Source organism: Biomaibacter sp. TOL (assembly GCF_059717795.1).
Genome location: NZ_AP046092.1, coordinates 2403828 through 2417668 on the forward strand (window position 1 = coordinate 2403828; position 13841 = coordinate 2417668).

General features: G+C 40.6%; 14 protein-coding genes and 1 pseudogene. 9 read left to right on the forward strand and 6 right to left on the reverse strand.

The window, feature by feature from the left end; all coding sequences use genetic code 11:
- Nucleotides 1-150: 150 nt before the first annotated feature.
- From megL to AC6I1H_RS11975, 3 genes are all read left to right on the forward strand, one after another.
- Nucleotides 151-1362, forward strand: coding sequence for a methionine gamma-lyase (gene megL / locus AC6I1H_RS11965; protein ID WP_497737799.1), 1212 nt, complete (start codon nt 151-153; stop codon nt 1360-1362).
- A 76-nt stretch (nt 1363-1438) separates the two neighbouring features.
- Nucleotides 1439-2746: a Na+/H+ antiporter NhaC family protein gene (locus tag AC6I1H_RS11970; protein ID WP_497737800.1), complete on the forward strand. Its 1308-nt coding sequence runs from the start codon at nt 1439-1441 to the stop codon at nt 2744-2746.
- 347 nt (nt 2747-3093) lie between these two features.
- Nucleotides 3094-3399 carry a DUF4277 domain-containing protein gene (locus AC6I1H_RS11975; RefSeq protein WP_497737801.1) on the forward strand — a complete coding sequence of 102 codons (306 nt, stop codon included), beginning with the start codon at nt 3094-3096 and terminating at the stop codon, nt 3397-3399.
- Between the two features lie 147 nt (nt 3400-3546).
- On the opposite strand, the gene tnpA is transcribed toward AC6I1H_RS11975, so the two are convergent.
- Complete coding sequence (gene tnpA / locus AC6I1H_RS11980; RefSeq protein WP_497737802.1) at nt 3547-3978, reverse strand: IS200/IS605 family transposase; 432 nt, start codon at nt 3976-3978, stop codon at nt 3547-3549.
- Between the two features lie 701 nt (nt 3979-4679).
- Here tnpA and AC6I1H_RS11985 point away from each other — a divergent pair.
- A complete protein-coding gene (locus tag AC6I1H_RS11985; protein ID WP_497737803.1) occupies nt 4680-4988 on the forward strand; it encodes a hypothetical protein in 309 nt (102 codons plus the stop codon).
- Between the two features lie 308 nt (nt 4989-5296).
- Here the strand turns inward: AC6I1H_RS11985 and AC6I1H_RS11990 are convergent, their stop codons facing one another.
- On the reverse strand, nt 5297-6712 hold the full coding sequence (locus AC6I1H_RS11990; RefSeq protein ID WP_497737804.1) for an IS110 family RNA-guided transposase: 1416 nt from the start codon (nt 6710-6712) through the stop codon (nt 5297-5299).
- A gap of 489 nt (nt 6713-7201) precedes the next feature.
- On the reverse strand, nt 7202-7645 hold the full coding sequence (locus AC6I1H_RS11995; protein WP_497740776.1) for a transposase: 444 nt from the start codon (nt 7643-7645) through the stop codon (nt 7202-7204).
- Between AC6I1H_RS11995 and AC6I1H_RS12000 the strand changes: the two genes are divergently transcribed.
- The 3 genes from AC6I1H_RS12000 (at nt 7628) to AC6I1H_RS12010 (ending at nt 8756) form a co-directional block, all read left to right on the forward strand.
- Nucleotides 7628-7909, forward strand: coding sequence for a transposase (locus AC6I1H_RS12000; protein ID WP_497737358.1), 282 nt, complete (start codon nt 7628-7630; stop codon nt 7907-7909). The genes AC6I1H_RS11995 and AC6I1H_RS12000 overlap by 18 nt on opposite strands.
- A gap of 188 nt (nt 7910-8097) precedes the next feature.
- Entirely contained in the window at nt 8098-8640 is a 543-nt protein-coding gene (locus AC6I1H_RS12005; RefSeq protein WP_497737805.1) for a transposase, read from the forward strand.
- Nucleotides 8637-8756, forward strand: a complete 120-nt coding sequence (locus AC6I1H_RS12010; RefSeq protein WP_497737806.1) for a hypothetical protein — start codon at nt 8637-8639, stop codon at nt 8754-8756. Before AC6I1H_RS12005 ends, AC6I1H_RS12010 begins: the two co-directional genes overlap by 4 nt.
- 26 nt (nt 8757-8782) lie before the next feature.
- Here AC6I1H_RS12010 and AC6I1H_RS12015 read toward each other — a convergent pair whose 3' ends face one another.
- Nucleotides 8783-9625 carry a hypothetical protein gene (locus AC6I1H_RS12015; protein WP_497737807.1) on the reverse strand — a complete coding sequence of 281 codons (843 nt, stop codon included), beginning with the start codon at nt 9623-9625 and terminating at the stop codon, nt 8783-8785.
- 35 nt (nt 9626-9660) lie between these two features.
- Complete coding sequence (locus AC6I1H_RS12020) at nt 9661-10158, reverse strand: transposase (RefSeq protein ID WP_497737808.1); 498 nt, start codon at nt 10156-10158, stop codon at nt 9661-9663.
- Between the two features lie 185 nt (nt 10159-10343).
- Between AC6I1H_RS12020 and AC6I1H_RS12025 the strand changes: the two genes are divergently transcribed.
- Nucleotides 10344-10706 carry a P-loop NTPase family protein gene (locus AC6I1H_RS12025; protein ID WP_497737809.1) on the forward strand — a complete coding sequence of 121 codons (363 nt, stop codon included), beginning with the start codon at nt 10344-10346 and terminating at the stop codon, nt 10704-10706.
- 251 nt (nt 10707-10957) lie between these two features.
- On the opposite strand, the pseudogene AC6I1H_RS12030 reads toward AC6I1H_RS12025, so the two are convergent.
- Nucleotides 10958-11952 (reverse strand): annotated as a pseudogene (locus tag AC6I1H_RS12030) (transposase).
- A 479-nt stretch (nt 11953-12431) separates the two neighbouring features.
- Here AC6I1H_RS12030 and AC6I1H_RS12035 point away from each other — a divergent pair.
- A complete protein-coding gene (locus AC6I1H_RS12035) occupies nt 12432-13787 on the forward strand; it encodes a sigma-54 interaction domain-containing protein (RefSeq protein ID WP_497737810.1) in 1356 nt (451 codons plus the stop codon).
- Nucleotides 13788-13841 lie beyond the last annotated feature (54 nt).

Sequence of the window (13841 nt, forward strand, 5' to 3'; positions counted from 1 at the left end):
AATTTATTAACCGTTTATAACCTGCTATCCGGTCAATTTCATTACCATACCCTCCCCAAAAATAGCGTTTTAGAGATGGCATGATATTTGCAGACAATATAGATATAATATTAAATTTTAAATTCGCATTTTTTGGGAGGGTACAAATATATGGACAGCAGAAAAATGAAGTTCAACTCCAGGGCGATACATGCGGGGCAGAAGCCGTGCCCGGTTACGGGGGCGCATGTAACACCCATATATCAGACATCAACCTTTGTGTTCAGGGACGTGGACCAGGGAGCCAGGCGATTTGCGGGTGAAGAGGCGGGCTACATCTATACCAGGCTTGGAAATCCGACGCAGGCCGAACTTGAGGAGAAGATGGCAGCGCTTGAAGGTTCGGAAAGGGCAATTGCTACCGGTTCGGGGATGGCGGCAATATCAACGGTGCTTTTGGCACTTCTCAAGGAAAAAGATCACATAGTTGCTGGGGATACCCTTTATGGATGCACCCACAGCCTGATAAAAGATCTTCTGCCGGGCTACGGAATAGAGGTTACACTGGTTGACACATCCGATCCGGAAAATATAAGAAAGACCATGAGGCAAAATACTAAAGTTGTTTATGTTGAAACACCGGCAAATCCCACGTTGAAAATCGTTGATCTGCGTGCCGCTGCCAAAATAGCACATGAGTCTGGAGCAAGGCTGGTGGTGGACAACACCTTCATGACTCCCTACCTTCAAAGGCCCATAGAATACGGGGCGGATGTGGTTGTCCACAGCGCCACGAAGTATATCGGAGGGCATGGCGACGTTGTTGCGGGAATCATTGCCGGTCCCGCAGACCTTCTTGATACCATGAGGATACCATATTTGAAGGATTTTGGCGGGATTATCGGACCTTTTGATGCATGGCTGCTTCTTCGCGGAATCAAAACTCTGGGCCTGAGGATGGAACGCCATTGCATTAATGCTCAAAAAGTGGCCGAGTATCTAGAAAATCATCCTTTGGTTGAAAAAGTATATTATCCCGGTCTCAAGTCGCATCCGCAGCACGAACTTGCAAAAAGACAGATGGATGGATTCGGAGGTATGGTAAGTTTTGAATTGAGAGGTGGTATAGAAGCGGGCAAGATATTGATGAACAGCGTGAGAATGATAAGCCTTGCAGTGAGCCTGGGATGCGTGGACTCGCTCATTCAGCACCCGGCATCCATGACGCATTCGCCGGTGCCTCCTGAAGAAAGGCTGAAGGTTGGCATTACCGACGGGCTTGTAAGACTTTCGGTAGGCATTGAGGATGTGGAAGATATCATTGCAGACCTGGATCAGGCGCTGGCAATGGTTGAGCAAAAAGCGGCGGCGGTAGCAAAATAAACCGGCCGTCTTGCCGCCTTAATGCTGCGTATTTTGTTCCGGCTTATACCATAAAAAAGGAGGCTTAAAAAAAGAAATGTCCATTAAGAACAAAGAAAATCCGTCGGCTCTCATACCTCTCGGGGTTTTTCTGGCGCTTTTTCTCGGAGCGGGTATCTATTTCAACATTAAAGGCGTGGATTTTGCATTTTACCAGCTTCCATCCCCTGTCGCGGCCATTGCTGGAATTATCATAGCGTTTATAATAGGCAGGGGCAGCATTGACGAAAAAATGGACACATTTGTGAAGGGCGTGGGGGAAAGCAATATTATCATCATGTGCATGATTTACCTTCTTGCAGGTGCATTCTCAACAGTCGCGAAGGCCATGGGTGGAGTCGACTCCACAGTAAACTTTGGGCTTTCGGTAATACCAGCAAGCCTCATTTTGCCGGGGTTGTTCGTGATTGCGTCTTTCGTGGCTACTGCCATGGGAACGTCCATGGGTACCATTGCCGCAGTTGCCCCTATAGCCGTGGAAATGGCTGCAAAGGCACAGCTTCCTCTGGCAGTGGCGGTGGGAGCGGTTGTGGGCGGTGCAATGTTCGGCGACAACCTTTCCATGATATCGGACACGACCATTGCGGCTACAAGAACACAGGGTTGCGCCATGCGGGATAAATTCGCCATGAACTTTAAGATAGCCCTGCCCGCAGCAATCATGACCGTAATAATCATGGCAATATTCGGGACAGGGGGCCAGGTGCCTGCGGGTCTGGAATACAATGTTTTGAAAATAGTGCCTTATCTTGCTGTTTTAGTTCTGGCACTGATAGGGATGAACGTTTTTGTAGTGCTTATAATCGGAACGCTTTTGGCGGGCTTTATAGGTTTGCTTGGCGGCAGCTTCACCCTGATTGGTTTTACGCAAAAGATTTATGAAGGCTTCGGTTCAATGCAGGAAATATTCATTCTTTCGCTGCTGATCGGAGGTCTTGCAGCTTTGATAGCAAGAGAAGGCGGCATAGACTATCTCCTGAATGTCATAAGCCGCAGAGTAAAGAGCACAAGAGACGCGGAGCTCGGAATCGGAGCGCTGGTGTCTGTGGCGGACATCTGCACCGCAAATAATACCGTCGCCATAGTCATCACAGGCTCTATGGCAAAAAAAATCTCCGAAGAAAATGGAGTAGACCCAAGGCGCAGTGCGAGCCTTCTCGACATATTCTCCTGCGTATGGCAAGGAATCATACCCTATGGTGCTCAGCTCCTGCTGGCCGGGAGCATAGCCAAACTATCGCCTGTTGAAATAATGCCTACACTTTATTATCCCTATCTGCTGGCAATTGCAGCGCTTGTATCGATATGGTTGGGCTTACCCAAAGCAAAGAATAATATAAACTAACAAGGAGTTATGTTGAATGAATCATCACCACCCGCTTAGCGGGTGGTTTGCACTAGCCCTATAAGGGCATTTACTGGCTGAGCCTTAAGGCTCGTTGAATGGTCTGCCAACCGCGTATTTTTTCAGGCTGCCCCTAAAGGGGCATTTTTATTTTTTGCCTTTGTTTACCGGCTCACCCGTAAACGTGTCAATGTATTCTTTTAACACATATTCCGCACCCCTTCAAAAAACAAATTAACATTTTTTAATGAACATCTCAAAAAATTTTTCAAAAAAAGCCAAATTGGTAAAAATTGGACTTGTACTTTTTTCAGAATTGTTGTATTATGATAACTGGTGATGTTATGATGAACAAAATGAAAATATTCAACGCAGGCCCAGCACCAGTTATCTCCGCCATATGGGAGCAACTAAATATAGGCAAAAACCTGGATAAACTCTTACCCTGGGATGCTTCCCAGTGCAAATTATCCCCGGGGATAAGAATAAAAGCTCTGGTCATAAACATCCTTGCAACAAGAACACCCCTTTATTTAGTCAGCAGATTTTACCTATACCAAGATCTTGCCAACCTCTTTGGTAAAGGAGTCCTTTTGCAAGATTTAAACGATGACTGCCTTGCAAGAGCATTAGATAAACTTGCCCGGATCTAAAACAGCTAAAAATAGGCCTGTGTGTAAATCAAGATGGTATATCGGTATTAGGGCAGCCTCTAGATGGAAATAAAGATGATAAAACATGGAACAATGAATTTATCAATGTCCTGTCAAAAGATCTTGATAAAATTGACTTAACATCCCTCATCTATGTAGCAGATTCGGCTCTAACTTTGCTATATCTTCCTGTAACTGGTTCTTGATATATTCTTCTATTGCCTTTTTATTGCGACCCACTGTATCTACATAGTATCCTCTGCACCAAAATTGTCGATTCCCATACTTATATTTCAAATTTGCATGTCTATCAAATATCATCAGTGAACTTTTTCCCTTCAAATATCCCATAAACTGTGCTACACTTATTTTAGGTGGAATACTTACTAACATATGGATGTGATCTGGGCAGGCATTTGCTTCTATTATTTCTACACCCTTGTATTCACATAGTTTCCTTAGTATTTTCCCTATATCAGTCTTTATTTTTCCATATATTACTTGTCTTCGATACTTCGGTGCGAATACTATGTGATATTTACAATTCCATTTGGTATGTGATAAACTTTCATTATCCATTTTGGATAACCTCCTTTGTTTTGATGCGGTTGACAGACCTGCATCTATTCTAACAAAGGAGGTTTTTTATTTCTACTTATAGCTATAAGCTTTTTGGAACCACCTGCATAGCAGGTGGTTTTCGTTATACAATAATTAAACCCGGAATGATAGTTCCGGGTTTTAAATTTATCCCTGTTCAGAATAAAATAATAAAAGATGTTCCAATTTATTTTTGCAAGAATTGTGTCGAGAATATTATGACGACTCTGTATTGGAGGAAATAGAAAAATAGTTGAAAGCCAAAAAAGCAATTGGTGAAAAACTTTTGCCGATATATAAATTTAAGGAAGAAGCCGCTTCAATCGCTTTATAATCCTATTAACCGCCTCAAACGGGTAATCGGCAGGATCAATAATATTGAAGTCGTTACTAAACATTGGTCTACGGATAGCTATCCTCAATCTGGTGAAATAAGCCTCAAGAACTATTAAACAAACAATTCGTTAGATTATGATGCTGCAGTTGCCCTTTTTTGTACAAGATTTGGCACACCAACTGCAAACTATAATGATTACTTAAAAAGCTTTGTCAAAAAGTCGGTAAAAAGCTTCTTATAGCATCGCTGAACAGAAATAAGTTTTTCTTGCAAGAAACTCCTATCAAAAATTAATTGTTGTCCGAGCAAAATTATGGTAAAATATGATAGGAGGAAGGGTGTGATGAGCATGGCGGAAAAGGAAATAGTAAACAGAACAAAAAACGAGATAGCCGCAGGTGGGGATAATATTCCTCCACAGGAACCGAAAATATACGAGCCAGGTTATTTTTTCCTATCACAGCAAATAAATGATTTAAGGGGCCGAATGGACGCAAAATTTGATAAGGTTGATGAAAAATTTGATTCTATGAGAAAAGAAACTGGTGCTAGGTTCGATAAACTTAATGATAAGTTTGACTACTTACAAAGATGGACCTTTGCTTTAATAGTAACTGTGGTGTTAGGTTTTGCCGCAATTTATTTCAAATAAACATGGTTGCGGCAAAATTGTCAAAAGTAACTTGTTCTTGCCAAAAGACCGGTAGGTTAAGTACCTGCCGGTTTTCATTTTTTGTAAAGACTGCGGTAAAAGTCAAGTACTTTATCAAAAAAGATTTATAGGACACCATGGTAAACATTAATGATTTATCCTAAAAAAGGGTATAAGAAACTAAGCCTTTTAAGAAAAAGGCATTTGGAAACATATGGTAACTATCTAAAGAAAAGTAAATAAATCATAGCAATCCGTAGGTCTTGACTATTCTAATCAGGAATGTTAAATTGAGATTAAGTGAAGACCTACGTGTTGACTGCTCTGCGACCTCGCACATGTTCCTGCCCGCAAGGCAGAGTTCTTGAGGCGTGCGGCAACCGTTGTGTCTTCACTTTTTTTGCTGCCGTTTTTTCCGACACCTCTAAAACCTCTGCTTGAACATCAGGAACCGAGGCGCTATTCACCTCCCTATCTTTAGCGAGCTGGCGCTCCTCTTTAGACAAATACAACTGATTTTTAAATAACAAAGCATAAACAAGGCGCACCAACTTGCGAGCTGTGAGCGACAGCGCTCGTTTATGAGGATGGCGAGGAGTCTCATTAAACTTACGGGTAAAATACTCCCTGTATTCAGGATTATGATTTACCAAGCATTGAGCAGCCTGGATCAAATAATACCGAAGATAAGGATTGCCTGTTTTAGTCAAAGGAGTAATATCCCCGTTGAAATTGCCGGATTGATTTTTCCTCCAGGTAAGGCCGGCATACTTTGCCAGTTGAGCCTGGCCGGGAAAACGAGAAACATCACCGATTTCAGCAAAAATTCCAGCTGCCAGAACAGGGCCTATACCTTTGATAGATATCAAAGGATTATGAAACTTGTTCATTAATTTTTCAATCTTTTTATCCAAACGAGCTATATGCTTTTCCAATAACTCCAACTGCTGCAAAGTTTGCTTTATCAACAAATGCACCTGTTCTGCCAGTTCTTGAGGGATGGGGAAAGAATCCTTGACAGTTTGATTAACCAAACGAGCTTTCTCATCTAAATTTTTAAAATGCCCTTTGCTAAATTCGTTCAAAAGCTCTTTAAGATCTTCAATAGATAACTCCGAAAGCTCCTGAGCAGAACAAAACTTCTTTAACAACTTCTTAGCGGTTGCGCCAAATACATCAGAGAAAGCTTTAACCCTATTCCACTCACTAAAAGTAAGGAACAAAAAGGATCTGGCGTAATTCTTGAGTCTTGATTCATATTGAACCAAATGATAACGAAACCTGGTAAGCCTTTGTAAGGCTAAAAAATCAACACTTGGGATACGGCTACTATGTACTCTGCCAAAGCGAAGCCGATCAGCTATCACAAAGGAGTCCTTGATATCAGTTTTATCCATATCGGTATATGCATCGCGAAAATGACTAACAACTTTTGGATTGAGAGGTATAATCTCGGCTTCCTTCTCTAAAAAAACTCGAGAAGAATTATTCAAGAAATTAAACAAAGGGAACCAATAGAGAGCCGTAGCCTCCATACCAATAGTCAATTTCTCGAAATCACCGTTACTTAAAACAGAGTTTAAATGCTCCACCATAGCAAGAGTACCTGGCAGGTTATTATCAAAACTCAAGGATTTCCCCATAACACTACCGTCATGATCCATTAAGCAAACCTGGTTGCTCTTTAAACTAACATCAATACCGACAAAAAGCTTCTTTGACAAAAACATCACCACCATAAAGCATTTGAAATAGGGGTCCCAGCATCCCTGACAAGATCAACATCCTCGCCAAATTAGAATTCAAAGAAACAAACTGCGCGTTAGAAGTACCTGTCAGGGGAGGGGGTACAATCTTAAAAAGAAGTCACCCATGGGGTGCAACAAGGAGGAAGCGTACTTCCCCTAATTCTATTAAAGGATTATGCCGGAAAAACCCCACTTTGTAAAGCATAAAAAATATTTTTTCTAAGAGCTTATAAAGCTTGTAAAAATAAGGCTTTGAGCCTTAAACTATCATCTTATTTTTATTTTATACGAGGAGGAATTCAAAAATGATTCCAGTGTAAAAACCCTGTTTTTATACCCCTTTATCCGAACCTTGAAAACTTCATAAGGTATAAACTGGAAAATATTTTAGCTTCGAGAATAATTTTTGCTATATTCACCTCTAATATCCGGTATTTTACTACCCTTTCCGGGACCTTTTACCATTTATTGGCTTAAAATAGGTAGACTTATCCCTGTATCTTGAGGCATGAGTTTTTTAGTCTGCTCTATCATGTAATTTGCAAACCTCTTGAAGTTGTGGGCTAATACCTTAAAGCCTACAACCATGTTACATTTTACAAAGCCTCTTACTCTGAGTTTGCCAAGCTGGTGGCCACGCTTTAATGCCGAGTTGGTCCCTTCTATGGCTGCTCTCATGCTGGTGTTTTCTTTGCGGCATTCTTCGATTTTTTGACGCTGTCTTGCTGTTTCTATGGCTTTTAGATTTATACGGACTACATAATCTTTCTTCTGCTTTTTGCAGTAACAGTCTTGTCTATGTTTACATGCATCGCATCTTGCTGGCCCCTCAAGAGAATTGGACCAAAACGCACAACATGATAAAATAACTCTTGAAGGGGGAATTTTTCTATGGCAGCGAGGAAGAATTTTACTACGGAAGAAAAGCTCGCTATCTTATCCGAAGCTCAAAGTTCATGTACCACTAAAATAGCTGTCTGTAGGAAATACGGCATATCAAAAACTACAATCGATTACTGGAGAAAAAAGCTTTTAAACCCTAACGATAGTAACGATGATGACGAAAAAGTAAATCTCAGAAAAGAAAACATCATGCTTCGTTCTATCATCGTTGATAAAGACCTCGAAATTGCTTATCTAAAAGAGCTTCTAAAAAAAACCAACCGTCTATAGCCGATAAAATCGATCTAATAAAGCATTTATATTCTGAGGGCTATAATCTAGATTTTCTACTTAAAATTTCAAATATACCCAAAAGCACATTTTTCTATGAACCCCGACAAGAAAGTCCGGATTCAAAGCGGGGATGCTCAAAGCCAGGTTATTCAGAAACACTTAGTGGTGAATATATATCCGATGAAATGATAAAGACCTTGCTTTTTGATTTAGCTGAGGAATTCCCATTCTTTGGGTATAAAAAACTTACATTTCTCTTAAGGTCAAAGTTTGGAATTATTATCAACAAGAAAAAGGGTTACAGGCTATGCAAAGAAATGGATCTGCTTTTGCCAGTTATTAAACACTACGCTTCTTCAAATACTGAAATAGTTTTCAAAAAAGTATCTGTCGAGGCCCCGAATACCCACTGGCAGATGGATATTACGTATGTGACCATTTTCCCTAGAATAATCTTTATCCTGGATATAATAGATACATATACGTTAGAGATAGTGGGCTATAAGGCTGGTTTTTCGATAACAAAGAGCGATGTGATAAAAACCCTAACAAAAGCCATTGCATCAAGGCATATAACAGATAGTTTAACAATCAGAACCGATAATGGGTCGCAGTTTAAGTCAAAAGAATTTCAGGAATTTTGCACTAAACAGGGTATATTGCATGAGAGAATACCAGTAAGATCGCCTAGCAAAACCCAAATATTGAAAGATTTCATAGAACCTTGAAAGAAGAATATGTTAATATAAATGATTTTGCCAGTTATAAGTCATTTTTTAAAGGCCTGGATGATTATATAAAATTTTATCTTTGCGAAAGGCCCCATGAATCCGCAAATTTATGACACCTTCAGCATTTTATGAAGCATTTTTAAGAGATACTGTGAGCCGTGGCGTGTTGGTCGTTTAAGTCCAAATAATAGGGGGCCAGTACACAGTAACAGTCTTGTCTATGTTTACATGCATCGCATATATTCAAGGCAAAATGAGCTACTGTCTGGCCTTTGGTGATGCCAGTGTGGATAGGGGCCATGCCTTCAGGACATTTTGTTATTATGTTGGTGGATTCATCTATTTCAAACTGTGTTATGGATAATGTCTTTTGAGGTTTTTTGCCGTTGAGGTTGGTGAAGTGAAGTTCAATTTCGTTTTCTTTACCTTTTTCGATTACTTCAGGACAGTAGTATCCACCATCAAAATAGAGGTGTTTGCAGTCGGTGTTTTCTTTGATAACGGGTATTCTTTCCTGACCTACTTCTGCATCGCTTTTGATGTTTTGATCTGTCTTGTAGTCTGTGATCATCTGGAATGGATTGTTCTTTGAACAGGTTTCTGTAATGGTTAGTGTATATCCGCTTTGGGCTTTATCTCCCTTTTTTCTGTATGTGGCATCTTCATCATAAGCTGACTGCAAGGAGTTGGTAGGAATATCTTTATTGTCTTTGGCTTTGAGTTTGTTTTTTTGTTCATCAAATACGGATTGCTCTGATATGAATCTTGTGAGTATCCTCAAGGTATTGGGATCTTTTATTTCAGGAGCTTTTTCTATGATGTTCTTAACATCAAGGCAAAGGTTCAGGAGCATGTCCAATTTGCTTTCATTTTCCGATGGTTTTGCTCTGTAGATTATGTCTGTTTTGAATTCGGGTTTTAAGACTTCTTTGAGGTTTGGTGTAAGAAGGTCTTCAGGTACGGATTTTACTGCCCTTTCCAAAACGTCAAAGGCTAATGCTATTCTTCCGGCTTTCTTTAGTTTTTCATGAACATGGTGGAGTCCATGCGCTGTTCTTCAGTAGATATGCCGGCTGCTTTGATAAAGTTTTTTGTAAGGTTTAGAAAGGAGGCAAAGATTAAATCTTCCTGTTCAGGGTGTTGTACCAGATAGCGATATACTCTTGCTCTGAAATCATATAGGGTTTTTTCTGCCAGATTTATTTCTCCCAGGACCCGGATTCCCACTGCATAGTTTACCAGGTAATTGAAGTAGAAGTTGTCAATAAGTTCATCATCGGAGTAGTTTTTTAGGTGTTTTATGTATTCCAGGGATAAGGCTATGTTCACGGGGAAGTTTGGTCTTCCGGTATCGCTGTATAGCACTGCGAAGGGTTTTTCATCTATTTTGCAGAATACGTATTTATAGAATATGGGAGCCCATGATTTATCCAACTTAGCTTTAATTCTGGGATTCATCCAGTTTGTGCTCTCGAACAAAGAGTCTTGTAGGTGGTTGGTATTTTCCCTGAACATTTTTACACCTCATTTATCATGATTTTAGGTTACCATTGTTCGTATTTGGCTTTGTCCCTATATATTATACCATAAATCATGATAATTTGGTAGTTTTTATTGTGTTTTCGCTAATTTTTATTTTTAAAGTTGTATTTGGTTAATTTTGGATGGGAAAATCGGGGGTTTTTACACCAGAATCAAAAATGTATATTAACGAAGCTAAAAAGCATCTTCAAAAACTTCTCGATATGCCGGAGTCTGTTTCAGTAATGCTTTGGTCGCCTCTTGGTATCGGCAAGTCCTCAATTATCAGGCAAATTGGCAAAGAGAGAGGATGGGGTATCAAGGATATCCGCCTTTTGCTCATAAACCCCGCTGATTTGAGAGGCATTCCAGTGCCGAATAGAGAAAAGCTTAGGGCAGATTGGCTCCACGCAGGTTTTTTGCCTGATGTGGAAGGGGACGGCAAATATGGCATCTTATTTCTTGACGAGCTCACTTCTGCTGCCCCAACTGTACAGGCGTCCGCTTATCAGTTAACTTTGGACCGGCGGATAGGAAATTAAGTTCTGCCTGAAGGCTGGAAGGTTGTTTGTGCCGGTAACAGAATAAACGATAGGAGCGTCGCTTACAACAAGCATTCTTCCCTTGCTAACAGGCTGATCCATATTAATGTGGAATGCTGTCTCGAAGACTGCAAAGAGTTGGCATTGAGAACCTGAAAACGAATAGTTTCAATTCCTTATAGGGAGGCTAAAAACCAATTATATTTGGCTATTTATGCGGAATAATTATAGCATTAAATAAGTACATTAACTCAACTTTCGCAGGAACAAAGTGCCAACTTTTCCTTAAGGAAAGTGGGCAGACAAGACATAAAATAATCTAAAAACTCACTGATTGCTTCCTTTGAAAGCACGAGCTTTTCACGCAAAGCAGTCTTAAGAGCATCAATCAATAGCTGCAAAGCTTCCATGAACTTTATATCCTGAAGCTCATCACAGAAATAATAGAACAAGCCTCCTATAGTCCGCAAATCCTTGTTATTGCGGTTTTCAACAGCCAGCATGATGTACCTTGCAAAAACAATAGTAGTATGGGCAACAATGGAATCATAAGAAGTCTTTGCCTTACCGCGTTTTTTTCTTACGCAAGAATATATAGACTGAAGGCTCATTCTTTTGCCTTGAAAACTGTAATAAATTTTCTTCATGTTCTTAACCATGGCTATGACGTGGAGGTTTAATCCGAGGATCCTCAACAATATGCTTGGGTAAGTAAACCAGCTATCAAACAGCACATATTTTGCAGGGATGTTATTCTCCACTGCCTGTTTTAGCAGGTCTATCATGGCATCGGTTTCTTTCGCGAGTGAAGAAATTCGGCGCTTGTAGCCTATGCTCCTTTTATCGATTTCACTGTTCATCGGTTGCAACCTGTTTTCAGAAGTTTGTGCACTCAAGAGGTTGAAGCCGAGCGGGATGAAGGTATTTCCATCAGACCATCCAAGGGTGAGAAGTCTGAACCCCTTAACGTATTTTTGTGCCACATGGTTTCTTACTCTGGCTAAAAGTTGACAACCTTGCTTCTATTCCTACTGTATATAGAATCGTCTATTATTAGGACATTGACACGGTTGTCCGATGTCAAACCTACCAACTTGCTGCGGATTACAGCATAGCATGAAATTCCCTTTTCCTTGTAGAAATTGCTCTGTTTTAGTAGGAACCCTATGCGATTTTCTTTTAAAAAATTGTCGACAGTTGAGGAAAAGCGGTTTTCATTTTCGTTATAATGTGATATAATGGACATTGCAAGGATCTTCCTTTCTTGTGTATTTTGTCCAATTCCATTATATCACAAAAAGGAGGGCTCCTTGCATTTTTGTTTGCTTATTTTTATTGATTTATCAAGGTTTGTAGTTATAGTTTGATCTGCGAAAGTTGAGTTATAAATTTTATGTTGCAGCCCGAGGCTTTTTACACGCCGGGATAATGGTGGATAGGAAATCAACATATGTTGCAGAAGAGCCAGATTATTCCTGAGAGCACGCAGGGATAATGGCTGATAGAAAAACGGCGTTGTGGTGCACTGGGTGGGAAGCAGCCCAGGGGTATGCAAAACGTTCAGGTTTGAACTTTACAGACATTTGATTTATAATAAAAAAGTAGTTAGAATTGCAATGATTTTATAACGTTTTTCAATAATACGATATAATGCGACTGCATGTATGTATAGCGGTAATGATAAAATACCTCTGCCATATAAAAGATGCGAAGCAGGTGGAAAGCATGAGAAAACTGGAAGAAATGATAACGGCAATCGAGGTGATCCTGAATAAGGTTCATGAGGGCATCGTTATTGCTGATTCTAACGGCAAAATAGTGTATGTAAATGATGCAAACCAGAGGATTACGGGCCTTATTAACCGCGATATTCTTGGCAAATATGTGAAAGATGTGGTTCCTCAATCGTCTTTGCTGGAGGTTATTAAAACCGGAAAGGAAAAACTGGGTACTAAAACATGGGTTCAGGGCAAATACGTAATTTCCAACATAGTTCCTATATACAATGGTCCTCAACTGATCGGAAGCATTTCGGTTTTTATGGATATAACGGAATTGGAAGAGTTAAACAGCAGATTAAAGCGGGCCGAAGAACAGATAAATCATCTTTCCGCACAACTTTACGGATTTTTAGGGGATGGGGAATTTATCGCCGGCAAAAGCCCGTTGATGCAAAAGGTCATGTATATCGCGCAAAAAGCTGCGGGAGTAAATTCCAATGTGCTGATAACAGGGGAGAGCGGTACCGGAAAAGAGGTTTTGGCGAGGTTTATTGTGCGAGCCGGTGGACGCAAGGATAAACCTTTTATTACCGTTAATTGCGGAGCCATACCCGAAGCACTGCTTGAGAGCGAACTGTTCGGGTATGAACCTGGAGCATTTACCGGAGCAGGTCCCAGAGGCAAGGAAGGCCTTCTTGAACAGGCACAGGGAGGCACCATTTTTCTGGATGAAATAGGCGATTTGCCGCTTGCGCTGCAGGTAAAACTCCTGAGGGTGTTGCAGGAACGGGAAATCCGTCATCTCGGCGGGACTAAAAAAATACAGCTTGATATAAGGGTCATTGCAGCCACAAATAAGCCGCTGGAAAAGATGGTGGAACAGAACAGTTTCAGGGAAGACCTGTACTACCGCTTGAATGTAATCCGAATAGATATCCCGCCTCTGAGGGCCAGGCAGGAGGATATACCGACATATGTGAAGTTTTTGCTTGAAAGATTGTGTGGAAAAATGCATGTTGAAATGCCGAAGGTTGCGCCTTTTGCCATGAAAGCCATCATGAATTACGATTTTCCGGGCAATATTCGGGAACTTGAGAACATTCTCGAAAAAGCGCTGGTTATGGACGAGGACGGCATCATAGATTTGGAAGATCTTCCGGATATTTTGAACGCTAAACAGCCGCGGGGCTTTTATGTGGATACCTCGGGCAAATGGCCGGAGCTTAAGCAGGTTGAAAAATCTTTGCTTGAAAAGACATTGACAATATATACCAATAAGACTGAAGCCGCCCGAATACTTGGCATTTCCCGGGCAACCCTATACCGAAAATTAAGAGAAATGGGTATGGGTATGTCATAAATAAAGAAATATCCGTAGTTTTTTAAAATCCTGCAATAAAGCTGTTGTATCAAA

What these genes read in the sequence shown, in the direction of transcription:
- megL (WP_497737799.1), top strand. Translation starts at nt 151, where the DNA reads ATGGACAGCAGAAAAATGAAGTTCAACTCCAGGGCGATACATGCGGGG.
- AC6I1H_RS11970 (WP_497737800.1), top strand. Translation starts at nt 1,439, where the DNA reads ATGTCCATTAAGAACAAAGAAAATCCGTCGGCTCTCATACCTCTCGGG.
- AC6I1H_RS11975 (WP_497737801.1), top strand. Translation starts at nt 3,094, where the DNA reads ATGAACAAAATGAAAATATTCAACGCAGGCCCAGCACCAGTTATCTCC.
- tnpA (WP_497737802.1), bottom strand. Translation starts at nt 3,978, where the DNA reads ATGGATAATGAAAGTTTATCACATACCAAATGGAATTGTAAATATCAC.
- AC6I1H_RS11985 (WP_497737803.1), top strand. Translation starts at nt 4,680, where the DNA reads ATGAGCATGGCGGAAAAGGAAATAGTAAACAGAACAAAAAACGAGATA.
- AC6I1H_RS12000 (WP_497737358.1), top strand. Translation starts at nt 7,628, where the DNA reads ATGGCAGCGAGGAAGAATTTTACTACGGAAGAAAAGCTCGCTATCTTA.
- AC6I1H_RS12005 (WP_497737805.1), top strand. Translation starts at nt 8,098, where the DNA reads ATGATAAAGACCTTGCTTTTTGATTTAGCTGAGGAATTCCCATTCTTT.
- AC6I1H_RS12020 (WP_497737808.1), bottom strand. Translation starts at nt 10,158, where the DNA reads ATGTTCAGGGAAAATACCAACCACCTACAAGACTCTTTGTTCGAGAGC.
- AC6I1H_RS12025 (WP_497737809.1), top strand. Translation starts at nt 10,344, where the DNA reads ATGTATATTAACGAAGCTAAAAAGCATCTTCAAAAACTTCTCGATATG.
- AC6I1H_RS12035 (WP_497737810.1), top strand. Translation starts at nt 12,432, where the DNA reads ATGAGAAAACTGGAAGAAATGATAACGGCAATCGAGGTGATCCTGAAT.